The sequence below is a fragment of the Priestia sp. YIM B13551 genome (assembly GCF_042787905.1).
Classification (GTDB): Bacteria; Bacillota; Bacilli; order Bacillales; family Bacillaceae_H; genus Priestia.
In genome coordinates this window covers 235496-260689 of sequence record NZ_JBHZOX010000002.1, presented here as the reverse complement: position 1 = coordinate 260689, position 25194 = coordinate 235496, and the positions used below count along the sequence as shown (strand labels likewise).

Below are 25194 nucleotides of genomic sequence, written 5' to 3'. Positions count from 1 at the left end.
AGAATCAAACTCGTTCGGATTTTTTCATGGTGGTCATGAACATAGGTTTTATGTATGTAATTGCTTCTAGCTGTTGATAGGAGAGCAAGGCGAAGATTCCTGCCGGAAAAGCGGAAGCAACGAGGAGGCTCACCGGCCGCACGCGGAAAGCAAAGCCCTGCAAGGAAATCAACAGCCATGTCAAGATCGATCCATACGAACTCATTCACCTCATTTGTCTGTCTTTAGAGTGGCGTAATTTAGTTATGTCTCAATCTTATTCTCTGTCTGTAGGAGCGGACAGCTGATCTTTATACTCATCTACATAGAGCATGCCGTTTGTTGACACAACTGCATACAGCACTTGGTTCAACTGAAGCTGACGATTTGAAAGCTCAAGGTTGATCCACTGTTCGGTATATTGAGATGTTAAATTTTTATGAATAATTTCTCCGTCCATGATGAGTTCTACTGGTAAATTCATTTCTTTAAACGGCTTAGACAAAACGTCCTGTTTGGCAATGTTTTGATAAGCAGTTTTCTTTAATACCGACAGTTTTCCGCTTACTTCTAAAACAGCAAATTCTACTTCAGCAATGTTGAATGTTCCTAGTTCTCGTAAATGCTGATTCAAGTCGTCAATAGAATATTTGACTTTTTTCATATTTGCTTCAAGAAGCTTTCCTTTTTCCATAATAACCGTCGGGCGACCTGAAATCCATTTTCGCAAGCGTCTGCTTTTTAAAGCTGTTGATGCTAAAAGAAAATGAATGGCCACAAGAAAAGCAAAAGAAGCGAACATCGGCAGAAATTTTAATTTTAAATCAAATCCCATATTTGCAATGAACGACCCAATAATGATGGACATCGCAAATGTAAAATGATTATTATGTGTGTTAATTTGTTTTCCAATCAGGAAAGTTGTAATGCTTAAGATAATAAAAGAAACAAAGGTTCTAAGAAGGGACATGAGAATGTCTTCCATAGGTTGTGATGTCACCTGCTTTCTCATAAATAGAAAGAGTATCTATCTCTATAGCGTTATCCATTTAAAGGATCGTTATACAAGAAAAAACATCAAGAAGAAGGGCGGATAATGCGTTCACATTCGGCTGCTTAAAAAGGGGGGGAAAGGCTGTAGGTAAGGGATCAAAGCAAACAAAAAGAATGTGCAAATTCCTTTGAATTTTTTTGGAGGATTTGTTACAATAAAGGTGCTTATTTTTGTTCGGTAAGGATAGTTCGAAGTGTTCGTCTTGACTTATTGTAAGAGCAGGAATAGAGTAATACACAATGTGTGGATTGTCACACAAGGAGGAAAAGAGATATGTTACAAGGTAAAGTAAAATGGTTCAACGCTGAAAAAGGTTTCGGTTTCATCGAAGTAGAAGGACAAGACGATGTATTCGTTCATTTCTCTGCTATCCAAGGCGAAGGTTTCAAAACTTTAGAAGAAGGTCAAGAAGTTACATTTGAGATCGTTGAAGGCAACCGTGGACCACAAGCTGCTAACGTTCAAAAGTAATTTTTTTTATAAAGTTTAAGCCGATCAGCAGAACGTTTCTCTGGTCGTTCGTTAAACTAAACTGGGAGAAGGCCCCTTTTATAAAAGGGGTCTTTTCTTGTTCGCTTTTTACACCTTGTTGACGATTTCTTTGATTTTGTAGAAGTATTCAATTATGAAAAAAACTAGTCACGCAGTATAAAAAAAGCGTATAATGAAATGATGAAAATAGGAATTGTAGAGCAGAAAGGATTTTAAAACGTATGAGCAACCAACTTCAAGAAACGATGGTCGATTCACGTCGTACATTCGCCATTATTTCTCACCCGGATGCCGGGAAAACAACGTTAACAGAAAAAATGCTGTTACTGGGCGGAATGATTCGTTCAGCCGGAACGGTTAAAGGAAAAAAATCAGGCAAGTTTGCTACATCTGACTGGATGGAAATCGAAAAACAACGTGGAATTTCGGTTACATCAAGTGTTATGCAGTTTGAGTATAAAGATCACTTTATTAACATCTTGGATACACCAGGACATGAAGACTTCAGTGAGGATACGTATCGTACCTTAACGGCTGTAGACAGTGCGGTCATGGTTATTGACGGAACAAAAGGGATTGAAGCACAAACGCTTAAACTTTTTAAAGTTTGCCGTATGCGCGGTATTCCCATCCTAACGTTTATCAATAAATTAGACCGTGAAGGAAAAGAGCCGCTTGAGCTGCTTGAAGAAATTGAAGATGTACTCGGTATTGAATCATACCCTGTAACGTGGCCAATTGGCATGGGGAAACGATTCCAAGGAACGTATGACCGTTTTTCAAAACAAATTGAAGTATACCAAGGAAACAAAGAGTCCTATTTTGCAGACTTTGACGGTGAAAATATCGACGATGAAATTAAAAAACACGTCGATGAAATGTATTTACCAGGCTTAGTGGATGATTTATCTCTATTAGACGAAGCAGGTAATGATTTTTCAATTGAAAAAGTAAAGCAAGGCCTATTAACACCTGTTTTCTTCGGAAGTGCGATTGCAAACTTTGGTGTACAGTCTTTCTTTAATTCATTTTTACAATTAACATCACCGCCGCAGCCTCGTGAATCAACGAATGGCACCGTTCAGCCTACGGATGAAAACTTCTCAGGTTTCATCTTTAAAATTCAAGCGAACATGAACCCAGCTCACCGCGACCGCATTGCGTTCGTACGCGTATGTTCAGGAAAATTCGAGCGTGGAATGAACGTGACGTTAGCAAGAACGAACCGTAAAATGAAGCTTGCGCAGTCTCATCAGTTCTTGGCATCAAGCCGTGAAACAGTAGACACAGCGTATCCAGGGGATATCATTGGCTTGTATGATTCAGGCACGTATCAAATTGGCGATACCATTGTAGGAGAGGGAAAAGTATTCGAATTTGATGCTCTTCCAAAGTTCCCGCCTGAACTGTTTGTAAAAGTTCGTGCGAAAAATGCAATGAAATCCAAGCACTTTGAAAAAGGGATTAATCAGCTTGTACAAGAAGGAGCCGTACAGCTTTACCGTACGCCGTTCTTTGGAGATTATATTTTAGGAGCAGTCGGTGAACTTCAGTTCCAAGTGTTTGAACACCGTATGAAAGGTGAGTACAATGTCGATCTTGAATTCACCCGCATGTCTCATAACATTGCAAAATGGGTAGACAAATCAACAATTGAAGATCGCATGCTAGATTCTCGCGTGATGCTAGTAGAAGATCGTGATAAGCATTCCGTTCTTATGTTTGAAAACGATTTTGTATGGCGTTTGTTCCAGGACAAATATCCATCTGTTAAATTCCTAGATCCGTTTAATCTATAAAAGAGTATAAAAAAAGGAAAACGATACATACTACTTTCATAAGTAGACAGTCGATTTTCCTCCTTTGCTTAAGAGTCAGTATTTACTGGCTCTTTTTTTTAGTGAGCCACTGATTTTAAATTTAAAAGAATGACTCCTGCAATGATTAATACGATGCCAAATACCATCGTGAGACTGCCGCTTTCTTTCCAAATGACTACGCCAATCACAGCTGTCACAGCAGTTCCTACGCCAGACCAAATGGCATACGCAACGCTGAGTGGAATGTGCTGAAGCGATGTGGAAAGCGCATAGAAAGCAAGACCAAACCCTAATAAAACACCAAGGCTAGGCCAAAATTTTGTAAATCCGTTTGATGCTTTTAACATAGATGTACCAAATAACTCTGAACTAATTGCAATGGCTAAAAATAAATAGGCTTTCATCGAAAACCCTCCTCTGTTAATTTCCGAAGTTGTTGTTGAATCTGTTTTTGCATGTCTGGATCCACGGGTGCGAGCCCAAACATTTGACTGAACCATAATCCGTCAGCTGCTAAGCGCACAATGGTAGCAAGGACTGGATCAATGGCGTCTTGTTCAATGTGCTGCTGCCACTTTTCGTATTGCTTTTGAAAGTGCTGCAGGAGTTCAGGATTGGTTGCAATACCTGCAAGTAATCCCGCGCTCATCACTTGTTCACGCTGCAAATCATGAAGTGTCTCAGAGAGATAAGCCCGGCTCCATTTGCCAGGAGAATCGTCATGTTCAACTTGTACGTTTAGTCCGTCATCATATTTCTTTGTGACTGAATACAGCATTTGCTTAATCAATTCATCTTTTGAAGAGAAGTGATACAACAAACCGCCTTTACTGACGCCGGCTTCTTTTGCTACTTTTTCAAGCGTTAACTTTCCAACACCGTCGCGCTGTACAACCTGCGTAGCTGCAAGCAATATATCATCAAATGTAGACACATGAATTTCCTCCTTTTTGATTTTCCCTAGAATACTTTACCGTCTGGACGGTTTGTTTGGCAATACTTTTATTTCGAATTTCAAAAAAAATTTTTGTGCACACTAAAATATAAAGTATAAAAACAAAAATAAACGAGTAAACAAAGGGTTAATACCTTTACTATATGAAGAAAAAGAAAAAATAAAGCCTGGGTATATGAAAGAAAGGTGTGAAGAAACAGATGAGGGATGTGTATCAAAGTTTTCAAGAACTATCACAGTGTGAACGAGCGGGAATTGATTACGAAATAGAATGTGTCATTCGCCGGAGAGAAATTGTCGTGCTTGCTATTCACGGAGGAACGATGGAAATTGGGACAGAAGAAGTAGCAGAAAAAATAGCAGAAAAGCTGAACGCAACGGTGTACGTATTTAAAACGCTGAAAACAGAAAATCCGTTTGAATTGCATGTTACGTCTGCAAACTACGATGAAGAAATGGCGCGTCATCTCGTTAAAAAATCAGCGGTCACAATTTCTCTTCACGGTGCCTACAGCGACGTCTGCACGACTTATATCGGAGGAAGAGACGAAGAGTTAGAAAAAGCGGTGCGTCATGCACTCTCAGGTTTTCCGATCAGTGAAACGCCCGTACATTTAAAAGGCGTTTCACCTCGAAATATCGCAAACGGCAATCAGCGGCATAAAGGACTGCAGCTTGAAATAACCACTCCGCAGTATGAACAATTATTGAAGGATAATCAGCTGTTTAACGAGTATGTGAATGCGGTAGTATCGGCTGTGAACTCAGTGATGTAAAGATAAATTCAACAGCTTCCTGTATATTGGCTGCAATAAAGGCTGCTTGTACGTCAGCCCATTTTTCCCGTGCATGTAACGTGTCGTGCCCAGCTCCTGTTAACACTAAAATACATTGTGCTCCTGCTGCACGGGCCGCTACGAGGTCTTTCCACCGGTCGCCAATCACGATGCAGTTAGCCAAATTTAAGCTGTGCTCCTCGGCTGCTTTTAACAGCATGCCCGTCCTTGGTTTGCGGCACGAACAATTGTCCGAATCTTCATGAGGACAAAGGTAAACATCATCAAATCCAAAAGCTAAAAGCTCAGAGATAAAGTCTGATTTCTTTACCTTTCCTTTTGCAATATCGGGCTGATTCGTAAAGGAAAACAACGGAATGTTTTGTTTCTTTATGTCTATAATCGCTTGTTTTGCTTGGGGGAATAGTTGAAAATCACCTGGATATTGTATTTCATTACTGCCGCCAATTGTTCCGTCTCGGTCTAAAAATATTGCTTCAATCATATTAATCACCTCTTTTTCTATCATAATATAAAACAGGATTAATTTGGTAAAAAATTGTTTTTTGAAAAAAATCAAAGAAATATGACTGTCTTTTTACTTCTCATCATATGGATAAGTTAAATAGAAGTGGTGAGGAGGGGAAGACAAGTGAACGAAGAATCGTTTTATTCACCATTTATAAGCGAAGACGGAAAGAAAAAAACAATTGGAGAAATTGAGTTTTCAGATGTGCAGCGCATGATGGAAAAACATTTAGAAGAAGGCTATCAGCTTGAGTTCAAGCGCGAAGTAAGCTCAACGGTCAAACGGAAAATCCCAAATATCATCGCTTCGTTTGCCAATGAAAAAGGAGGGTGGCTTATTTTTGGCGTAGATGAAGACGACCATTCCATTAACCTGCTCGAGCGCAAGGAATATGAGCTGTTTATTAATAATATGCTTAAAGATGTCACCAATCCCATTCCTCGTATCGTTACGCGTTTTTTATCACCTGAAGATCACCCCAGGCAAGGTGTTTTTGTCATTTGGATTCCCGAAGGTCCGAACCCTCCGTACATGTCTTACGGGAAAATTTACAGAAGAATTGGAAGCGGCACATCTCCGGTTACGGAAATCGATGATCGCTATCATTTAGATCGACTCTATCAAAAATCCGAGGATCAAACGCAGCGAATAGAGGAATTTTGCACAAAAGAACTGTCTATCTATAACAGAAAATGGCCGATGCATGGGAAAAGCTATATTCATTACGGGATGTGTAATATGTACGTGCTGCCACTATATGATTTGCATTTAGTTGAACAAATGGAAGAAGAACGGTTAAAACAATATATTTTAAGCAAGTCTAGCGAGCCAAAACACTATCGTTTGGACGACGAGAGTACGGTGATGCTGCATACACCGTTTGTTAAAGCCTCTTATTCAGCCGAATCCATCATTTTTCGAAGCACAGATGTGATTGATGCGTATGATAAAACAATTGCGTGGGAGCAGTTTTATAACGGATCAGCTAAGTTTCATATTCCTATTCCGTACATGGAAGAATCAAAACAAATTCATGACGTATTAAAGTCAAGTATTTCAAGCTACATCGATGAGACGATTTTTGAGCAGTTTCAATATATAAACGGACCCTTTTTTCTCACATCTTTAATCAGCTGCATCGGCGGATACATTGATTGTATGATGGAATTAAAAGCAGAGCTGGAAGATATGATTATTGTGATTGACTTAGAGAACGTTCGAAACGATGTGCTTTACTTTCCGCATGAGCAATTTCAAACATTTTTAGAAGAAGAAGGGCTCGTCTTTTCAGATAAAAAGCAATACCGATTTAATCGATCATTTAAAACGACAAAATTGGGAGGTAATCTGGAGCTTCTTGCCTACGTTGATTATATCGTGACAGCGTTTGGCCTTTCAAAAAACCAGTCCATTGACTTTCTTAAACACTCATTAAATCAAGGATAAAATATACAATTTTTTGACAATAACTAAAAAAATGACAAAAGTGAAAAAAAGTATGATAATATCTTTCGTAAGTAATGAGCAAGTAAAGAAGAGAAAGGGGACTCTTTTTTACGGATGCCGTTGCTAGGTAGGGTTAAACATAAGGGGAGAAAAGGCAATGAAAAAAGCGACATCCATACTTCTAATTGTCCTAGCACTGGCTGGGTTAGGAGGAGTATGCGCTGCTTATTACCATTTGGAGCAGCAAAAGCAAACGGAAGAAATGACGTATGAACAGAAGTACATAACCGTAAGAAATGCATGAAAAAACCAGCCGATCGGCTGGTTTTTTTGGGTTTCAAGTCATAGTAAGTAAAATAAAGATTTTGCTTGTTCAGTTTTTTTAAATAACTCCAATGATGTATAGACGCAAAATAGAAAGCCAACGCTTGAAAAAACAAAAAACAAGCGGAGAAAAGGGCGTTTTTTTTGAATGCGAAAGTACGTAAAAACAACGAGTGAACATACAAGCAGTACGCTCATAGCAGCAAATCGAATCGCGAGGTCTGCTAAATCATCAACCGTACGCTGAAACAATTTTAGCGTTTCATCGTTCAAATCAGTCTCAGGAATGTTTGTTTTGTCTTGCTGATTTAACACCCCTACATCCCATTTTTCTCGACTATAATCATGAGAAACCGTGTAGTAAAACGGACCAAGCTTTTTTTCATCTGCACCTTCGTCAGCAAGTGCTGAAGCTGGATGCATGAATGCTAGAACAAAAAATAAAAAGCTCCACTTTCTCATTACCAAAGCCTCTTTCTAACTCAGACTATCTCCCATTATAAACCAAAAATTTTTATGTTTCCATCATCCCTCTTTCCTATTTCCATTTCTATATATAAAGTGAAAGGGGGAATAAAAGATGGCAGAAAAAATTCAGCATTCAAGCCAGCTTCGCTTAGTATTAGAACAAGGAATAAAAGAGGATGGAAAACCCGATTTAAAGACAAAATCCTATATGAACATTCAGCCTGGAAGTTCTGCAGATGCACTCATTACAGCAAGTGAAACCATTGCCAGCCTGCAGTCACTGCCGCTTGTTGAAATCAACGAAGTTGTCACGTTTTCACTTTTAAAATAAGAAAAGAGGTAGAGTATGAAAACTTTAACGATGCAGTTTTTGAATGAGTCACAAAAAGCAGTAAGCCTATCGATTGAATCACCAAAAGATACGTTAGACGCGGCAGCCATTACAGCAGCAATGAATGCGCTGATCGCAAGCGATGTCTTTACTTCAAGCGGCGGAGCGCTCGTTGCCAGAAAAGGCGCTCAAATCGTCGAGCGAAATGTAACCGAATTTACGATTTAAAAATGAGAGTCCTTCCACTTCGGTGCGAAGGGCTTTTTTAAAAGGAGAGAGGAAGATGACAGAGTGGTTTACGCTTGTCTCAGACGTTGGTTTTCCCGTTGTGGTGACGCTTTATTTACTTCACCGAATCGAAGCCAAGCTCGATACAGTTGTGCTATCCATTCAGCATTTAACCGATGAAGTAAAAAAGTGATTATGACAATTGTAAGGCAGTTGTCATGGAAAAGTTGACGGATTTGACACCTCACACTACAATTGGTAGTGTGAGGTGTCAAATATGAAAATTGAAAAATTCAAATTTAACGAAACCGGCCTTAATCGCTTTTTTGGCCCGCTTGAAGCAAAAATTATGACGGCTTTATGGAACGGAAGTGAAATGTCCATTAAAGATGTGCAGCACGTGCTTGAGAAAGAAAAAGCAGTTAACTTCAACACCGTTATGACCGTTATGAATCGATTGGTGGAAAAAGGCGTGTTGCAAAAGCGTTTAAAAGGACGTACGTCGATGTATCAGCCGATTCTTTCTAAAGAGGAATTTATCGACGCTCAGTCGAAAGAGTTAACGCACGAATTGATCGACGAATTTGGCTCGCTTGCTGTTACTCATATGCTTGATGCGTTAGAAGAAGTCGATGATTCACTGTTAAGCATGCTCGAATCAAAAGTCAAACAGTTAAAAAAGGATGAATAATCAATGAATCAAGGAATACTAAAGCGTTCTAAGCTTATTTTTAACCTGTGCTTTTTTATTGCCGTGACGTTGCTTATGCAAATGGGCATGTATGTGCTGCATTTGCTGTTTGGATGGAATTTATCATTTAACTTAATTTTACTTTGTAACAAAGTAGCCCACTTTTTCGGCTTGTTTTTTATTGAATACATGCTGAATGCGGTTATTTTTCATACGATGTTTGTACTGTTCATTAAAGCTGTAAAGCAAGTGATTCAAATGCGGAAAGTCCGTAAAATGATTACGAAGCTGCGAAATGAAACAACAACGGCTCACCTGCAAAAAGCGTACGGAAAGAATTTAACAGTTTTAACAACAGATCAGCCCATTGCATTAACAATGGGGTTGTTTACACCGCACATCGTTCTGTCTACAGGGTTGCTCTCAGTGCTTGATGAAAATGAACTAGAAGCTGTTATTTACCACGAGCAGTCACACGTTGCAAACAAAGATCCGCTCAAAACATTTTTACTAAGCACGCTTGCTTCTGCATTATGGTATATTCCGTTTATTAAATGGAGCCATAAACGTTTCAAAGTCATGCGTGAAGTGCTGGCTGATCAAGATGCCATTGTGAAAAATGGCACGTCTGCTCACATCGGCAGCGCCCTTTTGAAAATGGTTAAAACGGGACAAACAAGTCTTTCGTGTGCGCACGTATCGTTTGCTGATACGTCGGTTAATTATCGCATTCAATATATTTTAAATCCGGAAACGAAAATGCCGATGCAGCCTCCTGTTATTTTAACGCTGACGTCGCTATACGTGTTTTTTATTTTGTGTGCGCTAATTTTTACAGCTCTAACAGCTTTGTAAGTTTGTAAGAGAGAAAGAAAAGAAGGAGATGAGATTGTGTCAAAAGCAAAGAAAAAGAAAAAAGTAACGCCCAATCAGCAAACGTCCTCGAGCAAGTGGATTTTTTGGGTGATTGGAATTATTGCGGTCTGCATTTTAGGGTTAATCGTCCTTTCTAATATGTCAAAGGGCGGAGGAGATGAAAGGGCCGCTCTTACATATGATAATCAGCCGTATCTTGGAAAAGAGTCAGCTCCGGTAGAAGTAGTAGAGTTTGGAGATTACAAATGCCCGGCTTGTAAAAACTTCACGGAATCCTTTTTCCCGCTGATTCAAAAAGATTATGTAGATACGGGCAAAGTCAAATTCTACTTTATGAACTATGCGTTTATCAACAATGACTCATCTCGTGCAGCAGAGTTTGCCGAGACGGTATATAAAGAGCTTGGAAACGATACATTTTGGAAATTCCATGAACTTCTTTATAAAAAGCAAAACGCAGCGGACGAAAAGAAAGATGTCTTAACGGAATCTTACTTAGAAGATACGCTGAAAGAAGTATCTAGCGATGCCGATGCGAAAAAAGTAGCGAGTGCATTTAAAGACGGAAAAGGAAAAGATGCGTTTGATCAAGATATGAAGACAGCCAATGATTTAGGCATCACAGGTACACCAACCATTTATGTAGGGGGCAAAAAATTCGAAGGAAAAACAATCGATGACTTTGATCAAATGGTCAAAGATGCGGCTAAGGAGAACAAATAATGAACAAGTCTTTGGTTTTCGGGTGGATTACAGCGCTTATCGCGATGCTTGGAAGCTTGACGTTTAGTGAAGTTCTTCACTTTATCCCGTGTGAACTTTGCTGGTATCAGCGAATTTTAATGTATCCGCTCGCGATTGTGCTAGGTATAGCCGTGTATCGGAATGATACGTTCATCTACAAATACGTCCTGCCGTTTTCGGTGATTGGTATGGCGCTTTCAGGCTATCATTATTGCCTGCAGAAGATACCGGCTCTTAAAGCATTTGAAACGTGTACAAGCGGTGTTCCTTGCTCAGGTCAATATATTAACTGGCTTGGGTTTATCACCATTCCTTTTTTAGCGTTTATTGCGTTTACCATTATTACGATTATGATGCTTGTTCTTCGCAAGCAGACGAAAAAAGCTTAACCTCGGGGTTAAGCTTTTTTGTATGGAAACAAAAAAAGTCCCGCTTACAAAAAGCGGGTGCAAATAGGGTACATCTATGAAAAATGATGAAATTGTTTTGACAAGAACAGTATATAAAAGAAAAGTGAAAAAACGGTGAAAAGAGAAAAGCTTTTTTAAAAAATAAGGGGAAAATATGCTTTTCTTATAAAAAAAGCCCCGCTCACAAAAAGCGGGGAATAAATAGGGGTCATTTATGAAAAATGATGAAATTGCTTTGACAAACTTAGTATACAAAAGAAAAGTGAAAAAACGGTGAAAAGATGGAAGCTTTTAGAAAAAATAAAAAAAGACCTGTTTTGGGGAAACAGGTCACTAGAAAGGGAGTAAAACTATGAAAAAATATGCTAATTGGCTTTACACATACTATCTTACCGCCCAATAGTGAAAAAACAGTGAAAAGAAACATCAAACAAAAAAAGACCTGCTCTGGGGAAGCAGGTCTTCACAAAGGAGTAAAACTATGAAAAAAATATGCTAATTGGCTTCGCAAGTACTATCCTATACCTTTATGGTGAAAAAATGGTGAAAAGAGAAACGGGATATAAAAAAGACCTGTTTTGGGGAAACAGGTCATTAGAAAGGGAGTAAAACTATGAAAAAATATGCTAATTGGCTTCGCAAGTACTATCCTATACCTTTATGGTGAAAAAATGATGAAAAGAGAAGCGGGATATGAAAAAAGACCTGCTCTGGGGAAGCAGATCTTCAAAAGGAGTAAAACTATGAAAAAAATATGCTAATTGGCTTCGCAAGTACTATCCTATACTTTTATGGTGAAAAAATGGTGAAAAGAGAAGCGGAATATAAAAAAGACCTGCTTTGGGGAAACAGGTCATTAGAAAGGGAGTAAAACTATGAAAAAATATGCTAATTGGCTTCGCAAATACTATCCTATACCTTTATGATGAAAAGATAGTGAAAACGATATTAGGATATAGTTCCTATTTTTCCATATTATAGATTCATTTCTCTTTAATAGGGTATACGTTCATTAGAATCGATATAAACTTAAAGAACTGCCAGGGAGGTATATATATGGAAAAGAAACACGAAGCAACTACAAATCAGCGCGTGGTTCACCGCGCCCGAAATAGCTGGTCAGGCTTTTTGTTTGGCGTAGGGTTAGTTGCTTTTATTGATGAAGCAGTGTTTCATCAGCTGCTTCATTGGCATCATTTTTATGATAAGTCCACAACGTCCGCTGGTTTAGTGTCGGACGGTTTGTTTCATGCATTCAGCTGGTTCGCTACAATTGCATCACTTTTTATGGTGGCAGATCTCAGGCGCCGGGGTGGCTGGTGGGTGAAAAGGTGGATAGGAGGAGTATTGCTTGGAGCCGGTGCGTTTCAGCTTTATGACGGGACCGTGCAGCACAAGCTTATGGGACTTCATCAAATCCGGTACGGAGTGAAGATTGCACCTTACGACATTACGTGGAATGTACTTGCATGTTTGATGCTGCTTATTGGCATCATTTTAACATGGTTTACACGTAAACAAGGTGCACATCATGATTAAATATGAAGTATTGTCTCAGCTTTTATTAGCTCTGCCTTTTGCCGCTGCCTTTTTTTTATATATGTGGGCTGTAGCGTCTTCGAATGCGACGTATAGAAAATGGTCATTATATAGGACGTCCAGCTGGACACTTGGTATTTTATGCGCCATATCTTCTGTAGCAGGACCGCTCGCAGCCCGTGCTCATATGGACTTTACCGCGCATATGACGGGGCATTTGCTTTTAGGTATGCTAGCTCCGCTTTTAATGGCGTTAGGAGCACCTCTTACGCTGCTGCTTCGCACGCTTCCGGTTCATGCAGCCAGAAAAGTGTCAAAACTTTTAAAAGGACGGTTTGTTCGGTTCATCAGCAGTCCGGTGACAGCTTCTGTTCTTAACGTAGGAGGACTTTGGATTCTTTATACAACAAGTCTGTATGGCATGATGCATCACTCTTTTTTCGTGCATGTCGCTGTACATATTCACGTATTTTTAGCCGGCTATTTATTCACCGTATCGATGATTTCAATTGATCCTTCGCCGCATCAAAAAACTTTTACGCACCGAGCATCCGTATTGGTTCTTGCTCTTGCCGCTCACGGTATTTTATCAAAATATGTGTACGCTCACCCGCCTATGCACGTCTCGGCGGAAGGGGCGCAGCAAGGGGCTATGCTGATGTATTACGGAGGCGATTTAATCGACTTATGTTTAATTGTGCTTCTTTGTTATGAATGGTTTAAGCGGGTTCAAAAAGTATCTCTTATATAAAAAAACGCGCAGAAAGCATCATGCTTTCTGCGCGTTTTTTTAGTGAATGTTTCGTTTTTTAAAGCGTCCGCCGCGGACTTCGGTAATATCTGCAACGGCTAAAAAGGCAGTAGGGTCAAAATCTTCAACAATGGTTTTTAGCTTTGATTCTTCAAGGCGCGTAATGATGCAGAAAATCACTTTTTTATCATCGCCCGTATAAGCACCTTCACCGTGCAAATAGGTAACGCCTCGACCTAGACGCGCATTAATCGCATCGCCAATTTCGTCGGAATATTCACTAATAATCCAGGCTGATTTTGATTCTTCCAATCCTTCTACAACCGTATCAATGGCTTTAGCTGCAATGATATAAGCAAGGATGGAATACATGGCGCGGTCCCACGTGAACACAAATCCCGCTGCTCCTAAAATGAAGAAGTTGAAAAACATCACAATTTCTCCCACTGAAAACGGAATTTTTTTACTGATTAAAATGGCAAGTATCTCCGTACCGTCAAGCGCTCCGCCGTAGCGAATTACGAGTCCAATTCCAATTCCGAGAATAATTCCTCCAAAAACGGTAGCAAGGAGAACGTCTGCGGTAAACGCGGGGACTTCATGAAACATAGAAGTTAAGATGGATACAACCAGTATGCCAAAAATAGTGGAAAGGGCAAATGTTTTCCCCATTTGCTTGTACCCGATAAATACAAACGGAAGATTTAGTACAAAAAGAAAGATTCCTAGATTTACGCCAGTAATATGCGAAAGCATAATGGAAATACCGGTAATTCCTCCGTCGACAACGTGGTTTGGGACAAGGAAAATTTCAAGTCCTGTGGCCATGAGCAGCGCACCGATCGCAATGGCGACGGCCCTTCCAAATACCTGTCCCTTGGACAGCTTTCGGTGCTGAATTTTCGCTTTTTCGAGTTCTGTCATTTGCATGTCTCCTTTGATGCCTCATATGTATTTCTCACTTTAGAAAAGTGAAACTATTTTTAATTATACCTTACTATGCACAATTAGTGGGGATAGACGGCTTAATTACTTGTTTCACCATGTAAAAAAAGCCTGCTTTAGAGTCATAAGCAGGCTTTTTAAAGAGTAAAACGATGAAAAAAGATAGTTGGCTTCACGGCTTTAACTATATAGAAACTTGATGAAAAAACAGTGAAAACGCCGGCATGTGCGGTAAGAAAATCGGGGATACTAGTTAAAAAAGCCAAAAGGAGATGACGAAATGAGCGTGTGGATGATGTATAATCACTTGATGCATTCGCAAACCTTTTTAAGCAGCGTATTAATTAGCGGTATTCTTCTTGTTAGCGGAGGATTTGTGTACGGCAGAATAATGAGCAAAAAGTGAACCTAATATTGCCACGGATAGGTTGTTAATGGAAGATGCTCAATAGCTGCTTGGTTAATGTTATACTTGCTCCATAAGCTTAGCGTGGAGGTGTCAGCATGAGCAAGCATCATGATCTAACAGCATCATACGGAGAATCGTTAGTGACGTGTGAACATCAGTTTGAAGCTAGCTATTACTATCATCAAGTGCGCGAACAGTGCATGAATCACATTCATGAAATAAGCAAAGCGGTAGATGAATTCACCGTTGATTTTACAGATGAAAGCTTGAAAATATTAGAGCTTCTTTACTATGATCTAGAAGACAGCAATTGTTTTGACTATTTTTCGATGACAAAAGAAGAATTCGAAGAGTGCATGGGCGTATACTTTGGTGAAGTGGTTACGTCTACTATTGACGAAGCGCGCTGGGTTGTGAAAGAATATCCGCTTATGGAAAACAAGTATGTGACCGGAATTGAAAAAGGGAATTTTTCACTCATGTTTCCCCATGGATTTTTTAACCATAAAGAGCGTCATCCAGAGTGCGTTTTTACTCTTTATCATTTATATAAACAGCTGCAAAAATAGGAAAAAGGTGAACTTAAGTTCACCTTTTTTATTGTCCCAGCTTTATGGGAATATAAATATCCATTTCATATGTATCACTATATAAATTGCTGTGTATAGCTGTATTTACAATTTCAAGAGCAGGACCTTCAATCATGCTGTAAGGAGAGTTCGGAAGCCATTCATTCCAGATGCTGTTATACGTCGACCCAAGCGATGTAATGGGACCTCTGTGTTTAAACTGCAGGTATGTAAACGAAGGAAACGTATGAACGCTCATACCGTTTGGAATACAAGCCGTATCAGCCACTTCTGTCCCTGCAATATAAAAATAATTTTCTTTTTTCGGAGCCATGCAAATGCCTGTAACCATATGAGGTTCTTTTGAAGAGCTAATCATTTCTTTTTCTTTAAGTATTTGCTTCAAAAGATTCTCTTTTTGATACTCTCCGTTTTTTGCTATGCCTATCACTGAAAATCCTTCTTTATATACAACTTTACCTTGCATAATCCACCTCGAATTTTTCAAGCTCTAGCTTTTATTCTATCAATCATAAATTACTTTACCGTGATTGTAACATAATCTTAAGTAGATATCGATGCAGAAAATGGAACATTATAAAAGATAGCTTTTGTGAATCAAGAGATAGTTCTGGCAAGCTGATTAGCGGAGATTAGTAAACTCTTAGTCATGTTAAATAAAAGGAGAGTATATACTTTATTACCATGTAATTCATATTGGAGGTAGGAAGATGGGAGACGTAATTCAAGGTCAGCTGAACATATTTTCAGCACAGTCTCAAAACGTGCAGACATTGACTTATGGTTCGGAAACGAGCATTTTAAGTGTAGACGCTGAGACGAAAAAACCCAACCAAAAGATGAAAATAGACGGTTTTGCTACAATTGAATCAAGTATTCCCCTTGGATTAACTAGTTATCAATATGGAGTAACACTTAGAGTATATAGAAATTCTCAGCTTTTGTTTTCACAGAATTTACAGCAGGGAGCTGCAGCCGTTTTAACACTATCATTTACTCAGCAAAACGCTCTTTCTTTTACATGGGTAGATACAGTAACATCAATTGGTACATACACGTACTCAGTGAGAATAGAGTTTTTTAGCCGGTCTTCAACCGGGGTGACTGCTCAAACAAATACACGTGCAATTGCGATTACTACATAAAAAAACAGCGCCAGAATTCTGGAGCTGTTTTTTACTGATGCAACACTTTATTTATATAACGTTTATGAAGAGTAAATCCGGGAAACTCCTTAATATAAGTCAAAATGGTAGCTAAACCAGTAGTCGTCCTGCACATTCTTTGTGTTTGAAGCGACAATATGCTCATGACCTTGTTCATCCGTGGCAATCCAATTATAGTTGATATCCATTTTAATCGGATACATATTGCCTTTTTTAAACAAAATAACGGGGGGAGTTACTTCAACAAACTCATTTAGTTTTTTAACAACATTTTCTTTACAGCGAATTAGCTCCATGTCTTTTTCTCCTTCGGTGTTATTGCACAATCATATTTTTTGCGTTGTGCACAATATATAATTTAAAATAACAAAGGTAAGTTTAGCACATTTTACAAAAAACAGAGAAATAAAAAGGAGCGATATCGATGAATGAACAAATTTTATTAGCAGAACGCCCAAAGGGAATGCCAACAAAAGATACGTTTAAATACGAAAAAATTGAAATGCCTACAGCGAAAGAAGGCGAGGTACTTGTTCAAACACTGTACCTTTCTGTTGATCCGTATATGAGAGGACGCATGAACGATACAAAATCATATGTTCCTCCATTTGAGCTAAACGCACCGCTTGCAGGCGGCATTGTAGCACGCGTAATGGAATCAAAATCAGATCGCTTTAAAGAAGGCGATATCGTGACGGGTATGCTTCCTTGGAAACGCTATTCAGCTGCAGAAGCAAAAAACTTACAGAAAGTTGATCCAGAGCTAGCGCCAATTACAACGGCTATCGGCGTTCTTGGTATGCCTGGTCTCACAGCTTACTTTGGACTGCTTGAAATCGGTCAGCCAAAAGAAGGCGAAACAGTAGTCGTTTCCGGTGCAGCAGGTGCTGTTGGATCTGTTGTTGGTCAAATCGCTAAAATTAAAGGCGCACGTGTTGTCGGCATCGCAGGTTCTGAAGATAAAATTGCTTATTTAAAAGATGAGCTCGGATTTGATGAAGTGATTAATTATAAAAAAGGAAATGTGAAAGAAGCGTTGAAAGAAGCGTGTCCTAATGGCGTTGACGTTTACTTTGAAAACGTCGGCGGAGAGATTTCAGATGCAGTTGTTAGCTTATTAAATAAGTTTGCGCGCATTCCGCTTTGCGGCCAAATTTCACTGTATAACTTAGAAAAACAAGATGTTGGACCGCGTGTTCAAACACCTTTATTAATTAACAGTGCGTTAATGAAAGGCTTTATCGTAGCCGACTATGCAGACAAATTCCCTGAAGGCATTAAGCAGTTAGGCGAATGGGTGCAGCAAGGAAAAATCAAGTACAGCGAAAACGTTGTAGAAGGTTTTGAAAATGTACCTGAAGCGTTCCTTGGTTTATTTGAAGGAGCAAACTTAGGAAAACAGCTTGTAAAAGTAGCAGAATAAGCGTAAAAAACCGTGCGGGGATAATCCCGCACGGTTTTTTTTACATCGTTGAAGCCGTTTGTTGTTTCGCTTCTTCTTCCATATGTTCACCAGTTCGTTCGATTGGCGAGCGTTTGTGATAGCGTCCAAGCAGTCCTGTCATGATGAAGATACCAATTAACGAATAAAGAACTTGAACTACACCGAATACCACTGTTGCAGAGCCTACAATCAACACATCTGTCAAAAGCATTGTTTTACCTGGATTAATGCCAAAGCGTTTATCAAGAAACACGCATAGCATGTTGATTCCGCCAAGAGAAGAGCCGTGGCGAAACAAAAAGATCAGTCCAATGCCGACAATAATGCCGCCCACAATCGCAGCTACAAGCGGATGCGGAAGCTCAAACGAAAAGTTGGTAGCTAATAAATCGGACATCACTGACATCAGGCTAACGCTGATGAAGCTTTTTATCGTAAATTGCAGCCCGATTTGCGTAAGAGCCATAAAATAAAATGGTAAATTGATGATAAAGAACAATACCCCAAATGAAATACCGGTTAAATGCTGCAGGACGATTCCAAGTCCTGCTGTTCCGCCAATAACGAGGTTAGAAGCGGTTAAAAATTGAATTCCGATGGCAACGCACAAACAGCCAAAGGTAATCCATCCCCATTGTTTTACGTGATTCATATCTCCATCCCCTTTTGTATATTTATACAATACTTTCGATAGAAAACACCGTCTTTTAATTCACAAAATCTATTTTACTATATATCTTTTCAAAAAAAAGCACTTTTGTGAGAGAATCTAACACAAGATTAAAAGTTAGATAATTCAGATTTATTAAGTTTTTTTGAAGCGAATGAGCGATAAACCAATATGTTTCTAAAAAAAGATTACAAAGAAAGAATGAGAAAAACGGATTTTGGAAAATGTATAAACAAATATTTGGATAATGGTTAAAAAAAGGGAGGAAACATTAGTTTAAACGAACAATTTTAACTAAAATTAAAATATAATTCGTATTTTCGTTGATTTTTTGTTTAATTTAGGTAATATATAACATTATTAGTATGAAAATATGTAGAGATGGAAGTGGATGCGAAATGAATAAGAAATTATCAGCGTTGACAGGGGTGGCTGTACTTGCTTTTTCAATGACAGCATGTGCCCCTCAGCAGGAAAAAGAAGTGTCTGCTGAGAAAAAAGAACCCGCTCAACACCTCGCTGATCAGCAAATCATGGCCGACGCTTGGTACCAAACATCCGGCGAAATGAAAGCTTTGTATTACCAAGGCTATAATACAGGAAAGCTTCGTTTAGATGAGGCGCTTGCAAAAAGTACCGATAAAAAGCCTGCCATTATTTTGGATTTAGATGAGACCGTGCTTGATAATAGTCCATTTCAAGCATCAGCAATCAAAACCGGCAAAGGATTTCCTTATAAGTGGGATGAGTGGGTGCAAGCAGCAAAAGCGAAAGCAGTACCAGGTGCTGTTGATTTCTTGACGTATGCGGATCAAAAAGGCGTAGATATTTACTATATTTCAGGCCGTACAACTTCTCAGCTTGAGGCAACAATTAAAAACCTAAAGAATTTACATATTCCTCAAGCAACCAAAGACCATGTGCTATTAACGGGTCCAAAAGATGAAGGAAAAGAAACGCGCCGTCAAAAAGTAGCGACGAATCATAATGCAGTCCTGCTGTTTGGGGATAATTTATCTGATTTTAGCGGCTTTGATAAAAAGTCCATTACTGATCGAAATAAGCTTGTAGAAGAGCAAAAAGAAGCGTTTGGCCAAAAGCTAATCGTATTTCCAAATCCAATGTATGGAGATTGGGAAGGAGCTATTTATAACTACGACTACTCAATTTCGGACAAACAAAAAGATAAGCTTCGCCGCGAACAGCTTCAGTATTTCAACTAAAAAAGAGATGGAGACATAACGAAATCGCTCCAATCAACAGCTAGAAGCACCTGCATTGAAACCTTTGTTCACCATCACAATAAAAAATCCGAACGAGGTTGATTCTCCATTAAGAATCAACCTCGTTCGGATTTCTCTTCAACTCACATATTGTTGTCCCAGCTTCTTTTAATCTTTTTACTATAGCTTGTCCAACTGATCCTGCCTTTTAAGAAAGAAGCCAAGGAGCATAAGGAGCTTGCTTCCACTCGTGTTTTAACATGCCATAAATCACAAGGTCGTGGTAGTGATCATATAGGTATTCACCTTCTCTGCAAAGGCCTTCTTCTGTAAAACCTAGACGCGTAGGGATGGCTTTACTTTTTTCGTTATTAACGCCGCAGCGTATTTCGACTCGATGAAGGTTTAACGTATTAAATGCATAGTTCAGGCATCCGTGTACGGCTCTTGTCATAATACCTTTTCCTTGAAAATCATGTCCAATCCAATAGCCGAGGCTTGTACTTTTGTTTCCCCAATTAATTCCGTGAAAACCAATCATCCCGGCGATTTCTCCGTAGTACCGAATGATGGCCTGGAACCCTTGGTTATTATAGTATTGAGCTCTCCATTCAGGGATAAGTTCATCATAGTCAGCAATACTTTGCATGCTATCTACCCATGGGAGCCATTCTTTTAGGTAAGGTCTTGACTCGTTAATAAGAGAAAGCAAGGGGAAAGCGTCAGTTGATTCAATCAAATGCAAACTAACTTCGTCATCAATTTTGTATTCAAACATACGAAAGCCTCCTGTGATGATGGGCCTGCTGAGATAAGCGTAGCGTGTAGGCAGTTCTAACATCTAGTTTTTCTTTATTCTACCACAAGTAACAGAGAGGAGAACGAGGAAGTTTAGGCTAAAAGCAAATAACGCATAAAGTCGATAGGATTTTAATGATTAAAAAAATTAATAATTGAAAGCACTTTTATCAATATTTTTACAGAAAAGAAGCATATACAGTGATACAATGGAAGAAGAGATAAGGCGTTTTATGTATACATACTTTATAACAAACATGATATTGGATTGATAAAAGCAGGTGGTAAAAACATGGATGTACAACTATTAATAACGGTATTTGCACTCGGGTTTTTCGGGTCATTTTTAGCAGGTATGCTTGGAATTGGAGGATCAGTTGTTTTGTACCCGCTGTTGCTATTTGTTCCGCCTCTTGTAGGAGTGGGAATGTTCAGCGCGCACGAAGTAGCTGGTATAGGAGCCGTACAGTCGCTGTTTGCGTCTGTTTCAGGAGCTCTTGCTTACAAAAAGGGCGGCTATTTGAATAAACCGTTAATTTTATATATGGGTATCAGCGTCTTAGTTGGCAGTCTCATTGGTTCAACGCTATCAAACTCGTTTTCAGAAGGAATGATCAATTTCATTTACGGCGTGATGGCAACAATTGCTGCAGGATTAATGTTTATGCCCAAAAAAAATAATCCAGCGGCCGATTCATTCGAAGTGACGTTTTCAAAACCTTTGGCAGCAGCTCTGGCGTTTTTAGTTGGAATTTGCGGGGGGATTGTCGGAGCAGGGGGCGCATTTTTACTTGTTCCTATTATGATTACCGTGTTGAAAATTCCTGTGCGCGTAACGATTGCAAGCTCATTAGCCGTGACGTTTATTTCGTCTATGGGAACAACATTCGGTAAAGTAATGACGCATCAAGTCCTTTTGCTTCCGGCGCTTATGATTATTGGAGCAAGCTTACTAGCAGCTCCAATCGGCGCTTTTGTCGGGCAAAAGACGAAGGTAGCGTCGCTGCAAGTTATCTTAGCGATCGTTATTACGGCGACTTCGCTGAAAATATGGTTTGATTTACTAATGAAATCTATTCATTAAAAAAAGCTGCCTTTTTAAGGACAGCTTTTTTATTTTGTTGTTGATGACACAAGGTGAGCGACTAAAATATAGCGTTCAGGTGCTGAACCAACGTAGTTAAATGGATAACAGGTGCTGACGGTTAAAGTGGCTCTAGGCTTTGGCACAATAACAGTCCGGTCATCCGCATCAACGATTCGTACTTTGTTCACTTTGTATGTGAAGGTGCCTGCTGCCGTGTTCACCACGAGCGAATCGCCTTCACCCACGTCGCCAAGCTTACGAAAAACCGTATCGCGATGTCCTGATAGAACAGAATTGTCGTTTTGACCAGGCAACACGCTTCCTGCAAAATGACCCACGCCTTTTTCTAATTCATCTTCGTTCGTACCGTGATAAATCGGCAGCTTAGCGTTTAATTTAGGAATATATAATTCTCCCATTAAATCACCGATTTTTGGCTGTTTCGGGTAAGACACATTTGACACTTTCGGCTTTTTTTCCGAGCTAGCAGTACGAGAGTGTACCGCTTTTTTAGCTTCAACAGAAGAAGCTTCAGCAGAAGAGTCTGCTGTTGAAGAGTCCTTGCTTTTAGAAACTGAAGCTGCGGCTGGTTCTTCTGTATCCATTGTTTTAAATGCCAAATAGCCTCTTGCAAATTTATAGGCGTTTGTTGTTGTAAACCAAAGACCAAAGCAAATGACGGCGGCTAAAAGGGAAAGAACAATCAACCGCTTTTTGCGATTGATTGTTCTTCTTGTTTTTCTTGGTTCCATTTTATGCGCGTCTCACTTTGCGGAAAAGAACAAAGCCAGCTGCTACAAGCACTAATCCAATTAATGTATTTGTTACATAATTAGAAGCCGTTTCGGGAAGTTTTCCACCTTTAACGGTTTTTTGTACAGCGCCATTCGTTTGTTTCTTCACCGGTTCTTGTTTCTTTTCTACTGCTGGTTTTTGCGCTTGAGCTGGTTTTGCTACAGCTTCAGCAGATTTTTCTACTTCTTTTCCTGTGTCTGTGATGATATCAGAATTAAACATATCGCCTGTAATCACCATGTCTGCTAAAAATTTACCGTCTGTTGTATAAAGAGAAATTTTTAGACTTGCATTTTTTAATTCTTCTAAATTGATTAAATCAGTAAGAGAAAGCGGTCTTTCATTTCCGCCTTGTACAAGTGCAAACTTAGCGTCTAAATGGAAGATTGATAGCATTTCTTTATAAATAGACATTAATTCAGCGATTTGATCAGCAGATAATTCTGTTGCTGTATCAAAATCTTCGAATGCCGCTAAGCGCTCGCCTAATTGATCTAAGCGGTTAAGCGTTGCTTCATTTGAAAGCTCATCTTCTAACGATGTAAAATGTGCTTCAATTCGATTTAACTCTTCTGAAGTTAAGCCTAATTCAGACTGCATAAACGATAGTAAGCCGCTTAAATCTTCTTCGCTTAATTCATCATCGTAAGAAGCGTCTTCTTCGTCATATGACTCATCATCTTCATACCAGTCGTCGCCCTCTAGATAGAAGCCAACATCCTCATATAAATCATCTAGGTACACATAATCGTCTAAGCTTTGGCCATTCTCTTTTAATAACGCATTTAAGCTTGTTTTGTCTAAGTCAAAATCTGCATACACATCTTGCACGTTATGTAAGTCAGCTGCAATTGGTTCACCTAAAAAGTCTTCTAAATCTGCGATTGTATCGAAGTTTTCAAGACTTTCATCGTACAGTGAAAGCGAATATTCAACGTCGTCTTTGGTTACTTCAAAGCCTCGCGTTTGGCTTACCGATTTTAAATACTTGTTGAAATCTGCGTCAAATGTTGACGCTGCTGCGAATGAAGACGTTGGAAATACGCCTACAAACAGCAGAAATGATAATAGTATTGCCCCCAGTTTTTTCATCAATTTTCTCCTTTTTTTTACGTTTTCTACAAGATTATATAGGAAGAGTTATAAATTTACAATATATACTTATATTATATATAGCTTGAATATAGTGGTAATTTAAGGGATTTATAGAACTATAGATTTTGAGAATCCCGTATGAAAGGGAGAGGAAAGCCCCAGATAGAAAAAGGAGGAAATAAAGAAAAAGGTTTATAATTTTTTTGACAGAGGCAGAAATATAAAAAAGTACCAAAAAAGAACAGCACTTAGAAGCTGTTCTTTTTGAAATGATATGTAAGCCTTAGCATAGATAGTTGAAATTCGATACCGTTCCGCTTTAGAAAAAGGTGGTTACGAGTTATGATTTTAGTAAGGATAGTGAAGAAAAGTGAGAGCGCGGTTTTGTCAGCTCTATTTTGATTCCTTTTAGCCTTAAACGTTCTACAAACTGTTTGCGTTTTTTTCGCTTTTCATGCGGGGATTGATTCATATTTGCCTCATCCTCCATATTTAGTCAAGTAGCTAACATATCATTATCATAATCAAAAGATGACGGTTACACAATAAACATTCTCAAATATTCACAAAGATTTAAAATTTGTTACATTGATAGTGTACATGTACCCCATTCTCTTTTTTTATAACATCTCAATGTGCTGTTTTTAAATTGAAGTGTTGTAAATCCTGTCGCAGGCTAAAAAACGGGATTAAAAAACGCGCTGACTTTTATATTTTGATTCGCTGTGCTTAAAAGCTATACTAGTAGTGCGTATAGAAAAGAGTAAACCGAATTTTTACATCTCATCTATTCGTATACAAAAAAGAAAGAGGGATTTTGATGAAAACAGAACAGCAGTATTTTGAAGAAGGAAAATCAATTCAAACATATATGAACGACATGAGTACATTAAAAGAGGAAAGTTTAGCTGTTTATGAACAATTTCAGCTTCCTAAAGATGGACTCGCTGACAAATTAAAGGCTCACAAGCTTCACTTCTTAGCAATTACTGAAGATTGGTGCGGAGATGCGATGATGATTAACCCAATCATTCGTAAAGTAGCTGAAGCTGCCGGTATCGATGTGCGCGTTGCACTGCGAGATGCGGACACCGAATTAATTGACCGCCACTTAACAAACGGAGGACGTGCCATTCCGATTATTTTAATTTTTAATAATGAGGGGAATTTACTAGGAAAATGGGGTCCTCGCGCTCCTGAAGTTCAGCAAATCGTCGATGAGCTTCGTGCCACGCTTCCTTCAAAAGAAGATCCTTCGTTTGAAGAAAAACAAAAAGAAGTCTTTTCTTCGTTACGAAGAAGATATAAAGAAGAACCGGCTCTTTGGTCGTATGTTTATAACAGCTTTAAAGAAACGGTATTAGCTGTTGTGAAATAACTTAAAAAAGCAAGATAAAATGAAGCGCTCATTTTATCTTGCTTTTTTTCTGGTTATTGCAACAAGATCGTTTGTATATCACTTTAATGGAAAGGCAGCTCTTATGAATGTTAGTGTTCAAATCGCGCACTTTTAATTGAGAAAACGTACAAAATTCTAAAAATAAAAATATTTTTTATTC

At 38.9% G+C, this 25194-nt stretch carries 35 protein-coding genes; 22 read left to right on the top strand and 13 right to left on the bottom strand.

Annotation, left to right across the window (positions count from 1 at the left end; all coding sequences use genetic code 11):
* Positions 1-73: 73 nt before the first annotated feature.
* Entirely contained in the window at positions 74-238 is a 165-nt protein-coding gene (locus ACFX4N_RS10490) for a hypothetical protein (protein ID WP_170959621.1), read from the top strand.
* Between the two features lie 18 nt (positions 239-256).
* On the opposite strand, the gene ACFX4N_RS10485 is transcribed toward ACFX4N_RS10490, so the two are convergent.
* A complete protein-coding gene (locus ACFX4N_RS10485) occupies positions 257-979 on the bottom strand; it encodes a DUF421 domain-containing protein (RefSeq protein ID WP_231101754.1) in 723 nt (240 codons plus the stop codon).
* 327 nt (positions 980-1306) lie between these two features.
* Between ACFX4N_RS10485 and cspD the strand changes: the two genes are divergently transcribed.
* Together cspD and ACFX4N_RS10475 are read left to right on the top strand one after the other, a co-directional pair.
* Entirely contained in the window at positions 1307-1504 is a 198-nt protein-coding gene (gene cspD, locus ACFX4N_RS10480; RefSeq protein ID WP_013057877.1) for a cold-shock protein CspD, read from the top strand.
* Positions 1505-1746: 242 nt separating this feature from the next.
* Positions 1747-3324: a peptide chain release factor 3 gene (locus ACFX4N_RS10475; protein ID WP_013057876.1), complete on the top strand. Its 1578-nt coding sequence runs from the start codon at positions 1747-1749 to the stop codon at positions 3322-3324.
* A 98-nt stretch (positions 3325-3422) separates the two neighbouring features.
* On the opposite strand, the gene ACFX4N_RS10470 is transcribed toward ACFX4N_RS10475, so the two are convergent.
* Positions 3423-3749, bottom strand: coding sequence for a DMT family transporter (locus ACFX4N_RS10470; RefSeq protein WP_013057875.1), 327 nt, complete (start codon positions 3747-3749; stop codon positions 3423-3425).
* Positions 3746-4279 carry a TetR/AcrR family transcriptional regulator gene (locus tag ACFX4N_RS10465; protein ID WP_013057874.1) on the bottom strand — a complete coding sequence of 178 codons (534 nt, stop codon included), beginning with the start codon at positions 4277-4279 and terminating at the stop codon, positions 3746-3748. The genes ACFX4N_RS10470 and ACFX4N_RS10465 overlap by 4 nt, the downstream gene beginning before the upstream one ends.
* A 221-nt stretch (positions 4280-4500) precedes the next feature.
* On the opposite strand from ACFX4N_RS10465, the gene ACFX4N_RS10460 reads away from it, so the two are divergent.
* A complete protein-coding gene (locus ACFX4N_RS10460; RefSeq protein WP_013057873.1) occupies positions 4501-5076 on the top strand; it encodes a poly-gamma-glutamate hydrolase family protein in 576 nt (191 codons plus the stop codon).
* Here ACFX4N_RS10460 and ACFX4N_RS10455 read toward each other — a convergent pair.
* Entirely contained in the window at positions 5027-5581 is a 555-nt protein-coding gene (locus ACFX4N_RS10455; RefSeq protein ID WP_035439049.1) for an HAD-IIIA family hydrolase, read from the bottom strand. The genes ACFX4N_RS10460 and ACFX4N_RS10455 overlap by 50 nt on opposite strands.
* Positions 5582-5728: 147 nt before the next feature.
* On the opposite strand from ACFX4N_RS10455, the gene ACFX4N_RS10450 reads away from it, so the two are divergent.
* Both ACFX4N_RS10450 and ACFX4N_RS10445 read left to right on the top strand, forming a co-directional pair.
* The gene (locus ACFX4N_RS10450) at positions 5729-7051 is read left to right on the top strand and encodes an AlbA family DNA-binding domain-containing protein (RefSeq protein ID WP_013057871.1); all 1323 of its coding nucleotides are present in this window, start codon (positions 5729-5731) and stop codon (positions 7049-7051) included.
* A gap of 157 nt (positions 7052-7208) precedes the next feature.
* On the top strand, positions 7209-7355 hold the full coding sequence (locus tag ACFX4N_RS10445; RefSeq protein ID WP_013057870.1) for a hypothetical protein: 147 nt from the start codon (positions 7209-7211) through the stop codon (positions 7353-7355).
* 38 nt (positions 7356-7393) lie between these two features.
* Here ACFX4N_RS10445 and ACFX4N_RS10440 read toward each other — a convergent pair whose 3' ends face one another.
* On the bottom strand, positions 7394-7837 hold the full coding sequence (locus tag ACFX4N_RS10440; protein ID WP_013057869.1) for a hypothetical protein: 444 nt from the start codon (positions 7835-7837) through the stop codon (positions 7394-7396).
* A gap of 118 nt (positions 7838-7955) precedes the next feature.
* On the opposite strand from ACFX4N_RS10440, the gene ACFX4N_RS10435 reads away from it, so the two are divergent.
* The 9 genes from ACFX4N_RS10435 (at position 7956) to ACFX4N_RS10395 (ending at position 13413) form a co-directional block, all read left to right on the top strand.
* Positions 7956-8174, top strand: coding sequence for a DUF1659 domain-containing protein (locus tag ACFX4N_RS10435; protein ID WP_013057868.1), 219 nt, complete (start codon positions 7956-7958; stop codon positions 8172-8174).
* 15 nt (positions 8175-8189) lie between these two features.
* Positions 8190-8402: a DUF2922 domain-containing protein gene (locus ACFX4N_RS10430; RefSeq protein WP_013057867.1), complete on the top strand. Its 213-nt coding sequence runs from the start codon at positions 8190-8192 to the stop codon at positions 8400-8402.
* A 55-nt stretch (positions 8403-8457) separates the two neighbouring features.
* Positions 8458-8595, top strand: coding sequence for a YvrJ family protein (locus ACFX4N_RS10425; protein ID WP_013057866.1), 138 nt, complete (start codon positions 8458-8460; stop codon positions 8593-8595).
* A gap of 84 nt (positions 8596-8679) precedes the next feature.
* Complete coding sequence (locus tag ACFX4N_RS10420; protein ID WP_013057865.1) at positions 8680-9093, top strand: BlaI/MecI/CopY family transcriptional regulator; 414 nt, start codon at positions 8680-8682, stop codon at positions 9091-9093.
* Positions 9094-9096: 3 nt separating this feature from the next.
* Positions 9097-9948 (top strand): M56 family metallopeptidase, encoded by an 852-nt coding sequence (locus ACFX4N_RS10415; RefSeq protein WP_013083927.1) that lies wholly within the window; start codon positions 9097-9099, stop codon positions 9946-9948.
* A 36-nt stretch (positions 9949-9984) separates the two neighbouring features.
* Positions 9985-10692: a DsbA family protein gene (locus tag ACFX4N_RS10410; RefSeq protein WP_013057863.1), complete on the top strand. Its 708-nt coding sequence runs from the start codon at positions 9985-9987 to the stop codon at positions 10690-10692.
* On the top strand, positions 10692-11102 hold the full coding sequence (locus tag ACFX4N_RS10405; protein ID WP_013057862.1) for a disulfide oxidoreductase: 411 nt from the start codon (positions 10692-10694) through the stop codon (positions 11100-11102). Before ACFX4N_RS10410 ends, ACFX4N_RS10405 begins: the two co-directional genes overlap by 1 nt.
* Before the next feature lie 1077 nt (positions 11103-12179).
* The gene (locus ACFX4N_RS10400; protein WP_013057860.1) at positions 12180-12662 is read left to right on the top strand and encodes a DUF2243 domain-containing protein; all 483 of its coding nucleotides are present in this window, start codon (positions 12180-12182) and stop codon (positions 12660-12662) included.
* Positions 12655-13413, top strand: a complete 759-nt coding sequence (locus tag ACFX4N_RS10395; protein WP_013057859.1) for a cytochrome c oxidase assembly protein — start codon at positions 12655-12657, stop codon at positions 13411-13413. Before ACFX4N_RS10400 ends, ACFX4N_RS10395 begins: the two co-directional genes overlap by 8 nt.
* 39 nt (positions 13414-13452) lie before the next feature.
* Here ACFX4N_RS10395 and ACFX4N_RS10390 read toward each other — a convergent pair whose 3' ends face one another.
* A complete protein-coding gene (locus ACFX4N_RS10390) occupies positions 13453-14337 on the bottom strand; it encodes a YitT family protein (protein ID WP_013057858.1) in 885 nt (294 codons plus the stop codon).
* Between the two features lie 301 nt (positions 14338-14638).
* Between ACFX4N_RS10390 and ACFX4N_RS10385 the strand changes: the two genes are divergently transcribed.
* Both ACFX4N_RS10385 and ACFX4N_RS10380 read left to right on the top strand, forming a co-directional pair.
* A complete protein-coding gene (locus ACFX4N_RS10385; RefSeq protein WP_013057857.1) occupies positions 14639-14764 on the top strand; it encodes a hypothetical protein in 126 nt (41 codons plus the stop codon).
* Positions 14765-14862: 98 nt separating this feature from the next.
* Positions 14863-15336, top strand: coding sequence for a hypothetical protein (locus tag ACFX4N_RS10380; RefSeq protein WP_192100288.1), 474 nt, complete (start codon positions 14863-14865; stop codon positions 15334-15336).
* Between the two features lie 28 nt (positions 15337-15364).
* Here the strand turns inward: ACFX4N_RS10380 and ACFX4N_RS10375 are convergent, their stop codons facing one another.
* Positions 15365-15823: a GyrI-like domain-containing protein gene (locus ACFX4N_RS10375; protein ID WP_013057855.1), complete on the bottom strand. Its 459-nt coding sequence runs from the start codon at positions 15821-15823 to the stop codon at positions 15365-15367.
* Positions 15824-16067: 244 nt separating this feature from the next.
* Here ACFX4N_RS10375 and ACFX4N_RS10370 point away from each other — a divergent pair, with 244 nt between their 5' ends.
* Positions 16068-16502, top strand: a complete 435-nt coding sequence (locus tag ACFX4N_RS10370; RefSeq protein WP_057273527.1) for a hypothetical protein — start codon at positions 16068-16070, stop codon at positions 16500-16502.
* Positions 16503-16591: 89 nt separating this feature from the next.
* On the opposite strand, the gene ACFX4N_RS10365 is transcribed toward ACFX4N_RS10370, so the two are convergent.
* A complete protein-coding gene (locus ACFX4N_RS10365; protein WP_013057853.1) occupies positions 16592-16819 on the bottom strand; it encodes a hypothetical protein in 228 nt (75 codons plus the stop codon).
* Between the two features lie 128 nt (positions 16820-16947).
* Here ACFX4N_RS10365 and ACFX4N_RS10360 point away from each other — a divergent pair, with 128 nt between their 5' ends.
* On the top strand, positions 16948-17946 hold the full coding sequence (locus ACFX4N_RS10360; RefSeq protein ID WP_013057852.1) for an NADP-dependent oxidoreductase: 999 nt from the start codon (positions 16948-16950) through the stop codon (positions 17944-17946).
* 40 nt (positions 17947-17986) lie between these two features.
* Here ACFX4N_RS10360 and ACFX4N_RS10355 read toward each other — a convergent pair whose 3' ends face one another.
* A complete protein-coding gene (locus ACFX4N_RS10355; protein WP_192100289.1) occupies positions 17987-18619 on the bottom strand; it encodes a YitT family protein in 633 nt (210 codons plus the stop codon).
* Between the two features lie 416 nt (positions 18620-19035).
* Between ACFX4N_RS10355 and ACFX4N_RS10350 the strand changes: the two genes are divergently transcribed.
* Entirely contained in the window at positions 19036-19860 is an 825-nt protein-coding gene (locus tag ACFX4N_RS10350; protein ID WP_192100290.1) for a 5'-nucleotidase, lipoprotein e(P4) family, read from the top strand.
* A 208-nt stretch (positions 19861-20068) separates the two neighbouring features.
* Here ACFX4N_RS10350 and ACFX4N_RS10345 read toward each other — a convergent pair whose 3' ends face one another.
* Positions 20069-20638, bottom strand: a complete 570-nt coding sequence (locus ACFX4N_RS10345) for a GNAT family N-acetyltransferase (RefSeq protein WP_013057849.1) — start codon at positions 20636-20638, stop codon at positions 20069-20071.
* Positions 20639-20950: 312 nt separating this feature from the next.
* Between ACFX4N_RS10345 and ACFX4N_RS10340 the strand changes: the two genes are divergently transcribed.
* Entirely contained in the window at positions 20951-21742 is a 792-nt protein-coding gene (locus tag ACFX4N_RS10340) for a sulfite exporter TauE/SafE family protein (RefSeq protein ID WP_013057848.1), read from the top strand.
* A gap of 29 nt (positions 21743-21771) precedes the next feature.
* On the opposite strand, the gene ACFX4N_RS10335 is transcribed toward ACFX4N_RS10340, so the two are convergent.
* The 3 genes from ACFX4N_RS10335 to ACFX4N_RS10325 form a co-directional block, all read right to left on the bottom strand.
* Positions 21772-22497 carry a class D sortase gene (locus tag ACFX4N_RS10335; RefSeq protein ID WP_013057847.1) on the bottom strand — a complete coding sequence of 242 codons (726 nt, stop codon included), beginning with the start codon at positions 22495-22497 and terminating at the stop codon, positions 21772-21774.
* A gap of 1 nt (position 22498) precedes the next feature.
* On the bottom strand, positions 22499-23632 hold the full coding sequence (locus ACFX4N_RS10330; RefSeq protein WP_013057846.1) for a processed acidic surface protein: 1134 nt from the start codon (positions 23630-23632) through the stop codon (positions 22499-22501).
* Positions 23633-23975: 343 nt separating this feature from the next.
* Complete coding sequence (locus ACFX4N_RS10325; protein WP_013057845.1) at positions 23976-24107, bottom strand: hypothetical protein; 132 nt, start codon at positions 24105-24107, stop codon at positions 23976-23978.
* A 348-nt stretch (positions 24108-24455) separates the two neighbouring features.
* On the opposite strand from ACFX4N_RS10325, the gene ACFX4N_RS10320 reads away from it, so the two are divergent.
* On the top strand, positions 24456-25013 hold the full coding sequence (locus ACFX4N_RS10320) for a thioredoxin family protein (RefSeq protein WP_013057844.1): 558 nt from the start codon (positions 24456-24458) through the stop codon (positions 25011-25013).
* Positions 25014-25194: the final 181 nt, after the last annotated feature.

Coding starts and splice junctions, on each gene's coding strand:
- cspD (WP_013057877.1), top strand. CDS start 1,307: ATGTTACAAGGTAAAGTAAAATGGTTCAACGCTGAAAAAGGTTTCGGT.
- ACFX4N_RS10475 (WP_013057876.1), top strand. CDS start 1,747: ATGAGCAACCAACTTCAAGAAACGATGGTCGATTCACGTCGTACATTC.
- ACFX4N_RS10470 (WP_013057875.1), bottom strand. CDS start 3,749: ATGAAAGCCTATTTATTTTTAGCCATTGCAATTAGTTCAGAGTTATTT.
- ACFX4N_RS10460 (WP_013057873.1), top strand. CDS start 4,501: ATGAGGGATGTGTATCAAAGTTTTCAAGAACTATCACAGTGTGAACGA.
- ACFX4N_RS10455 (WP_035439049.1), bottom strand. CDS start 5,581: ATGATTGAAGCAATATTTTTAGACCGAGACGGAACAATTGGCGGCAGT.
- ACFX4N_RS10445 (WP_013057870.1), top strand. CDS start 7,209: ATGAAAAAAGCGACATCCATACTTCTAATTGTCCTAGCACTGGCTGGG.
- ACFX4N_RS10440 (WP_013057869.1), bottom strand. CDS start 7,837: ATGAGAAAGTGGAGCTTTTTATTTTTTGTTCTAGCATTCATGCATCCA.
- ACFX4N_RS10435 (WP_013057868.1), top strand. CDS start 7,956: ATGGCAGAAAAAATTCAGCATTCAAGCCAGCTTCGCTTAGTATTAGAA.
- ACFX4N_RS10430 (WP_013057867.1), top strand. CDS start 8,190: ATGAAAACTTTAACGATGCAGTTTTTGAATGAGTCACAAAAAGCAGTA.
- ACFX4N_RS10425 (WP_013057866.1), top strand. CDS start 8,458: ATGACAGAGTGGTTTACGCTTGTCTCAGACGTTGGTTTTCCCGTTGTG.
- ACFX4N_RS10420 (WP_013057865.1), top strand. CDS start 8,680: ATGAAAATTGAAAAATTCAAATTTAACGAAACCGGCCTTAATCGCTTT.
- ACFX4N_RS10415 (WP_013083927.1), top strand. CDS start 9,097: ATGAATCAAGGAATACTAAAGCGTTCTAAGCTTATTTTTAACCTGTGC.
- ACFX4N_RS10405 (WP_013057862.1), top strand. CDS start 10,692: ATGAACAAGTCTTTGGTTTTCGGGTGGATTACAGCGCTTATCGCGATG.
- ACFX4N_RS10400 (WP_013057860.1), top strand. CDS start 12,180: ATGGAAAAGAAACACGAAGCAACTACAAATCAGCGCGTGGTTCACCGC.
- ACFX4N_RS10395 (WP_013057859.1), top strand. CDS start 12,655: ATGATTAAATATGAAGTATTGTCTCAGCTTTTATTAGCTCTGCCTTTT.
- ACFX4N_RS10390 (WP_013057858.1), bottom strand. CDS start 14,337: ATGACAGAACTCGAAAAAGCGAAAATTCAGCACCGAAAGCTGTCCAAG.
- ACFX4N_RS10385 (WP_013057857.1), top strand. CDS start 14,639: ATGAGCGTGTGGATGATGTATAATCACTTGATGCATTCGCAAACCTTT.
- ACFX4N_RS10380 (WP_192100288.1), top strand. CDS start 14,863: ATGAGCAAGCATCATGATCTAACAGCATCATACGGAGAATCGTTAGTG.
- ACFX4N_RS10375 (WP_013057855.1), bottom strand. CDS start 15,823: ATGCAAGGTAAAGTTGTATATAAAGAAGGATTTTCAGTGATAGGCATA.
- ACFX4N_RS10370 (WP_057273527.1), top strand. CDS start 16,068: ATGGGAGACGTAATTCAAGGTCAGCTGAACATATTTTCAGCACAGTCT.
- ACFX4N_RS10365 (WP_013057853.1), bottom strand. CDS start 16,819: ATGGAGCTAATTCGCTGTAAAGAAAATGTTGTTAAAAAACTAAATGAG.
- ACFX4N_RS10360 (WP_013057852.1), top strand. CDS start 16,948: ATGAATGAACAAATTTTATTAGCAGAACGCCCAAAGGGAATGCCAACA.
- ACFX4N_RS10355 (WP_192100289.1), bottom strand. CDS start 18,619: ATGAATCACGTAAAACAATGGGGATGGATTACCTTTGGCTGTTTGTGC.
- ACFX4N_RS10350 (WP_192100290.1), top strand. CDS start 19,036: ATGAATAAGAAATTATCAGCGTTGACAGGGGTGGCTGTACTTGCTTTT.
- ACFX4N_RS10345 (WP_013057849.1), bottom strand. CDS start 20,638: ATGTTTGAATACAAAATTGATGACGAAGTTAGTTTGCATTTGATTGAA.
- ACFX4N_RS10340 (WP_013057848.1), top strand. CDS start 20,951: ATGGATGTACAACTATTAATAACGGTATTTGCACTCGGGTTTTTCGGG.
- ACFX4N_RS10335 (WP_013057847.1), bottom strand. CDS start 22,497: ATGGAACCAAGAAAAACAAGAAGAACAATCAATCGCAAAAAGCGGTTG.
- ACFX4N_RS10330 (WP_013057846.1), bottom strand. CDS start 23,632: ATGAAAAAACTGGGGGCAATACTATTATCATTTCTGCTGTTTGTAGGC.
- ACFX4N_RS10325 (WP_013057845.1), bottom strand. CDS start 24,107: ATGAATCAATCCCCGCATGAAAAGCGAAAAAAACGCAAACAGTTTGTA.
- ACFX4N_RS10320 (WP_013057844.1), top strand. CDS start 24,456: ATGAAAACAGAACAGCAGTATTTTGAAGAAGGAAAATCAATTCAAACA.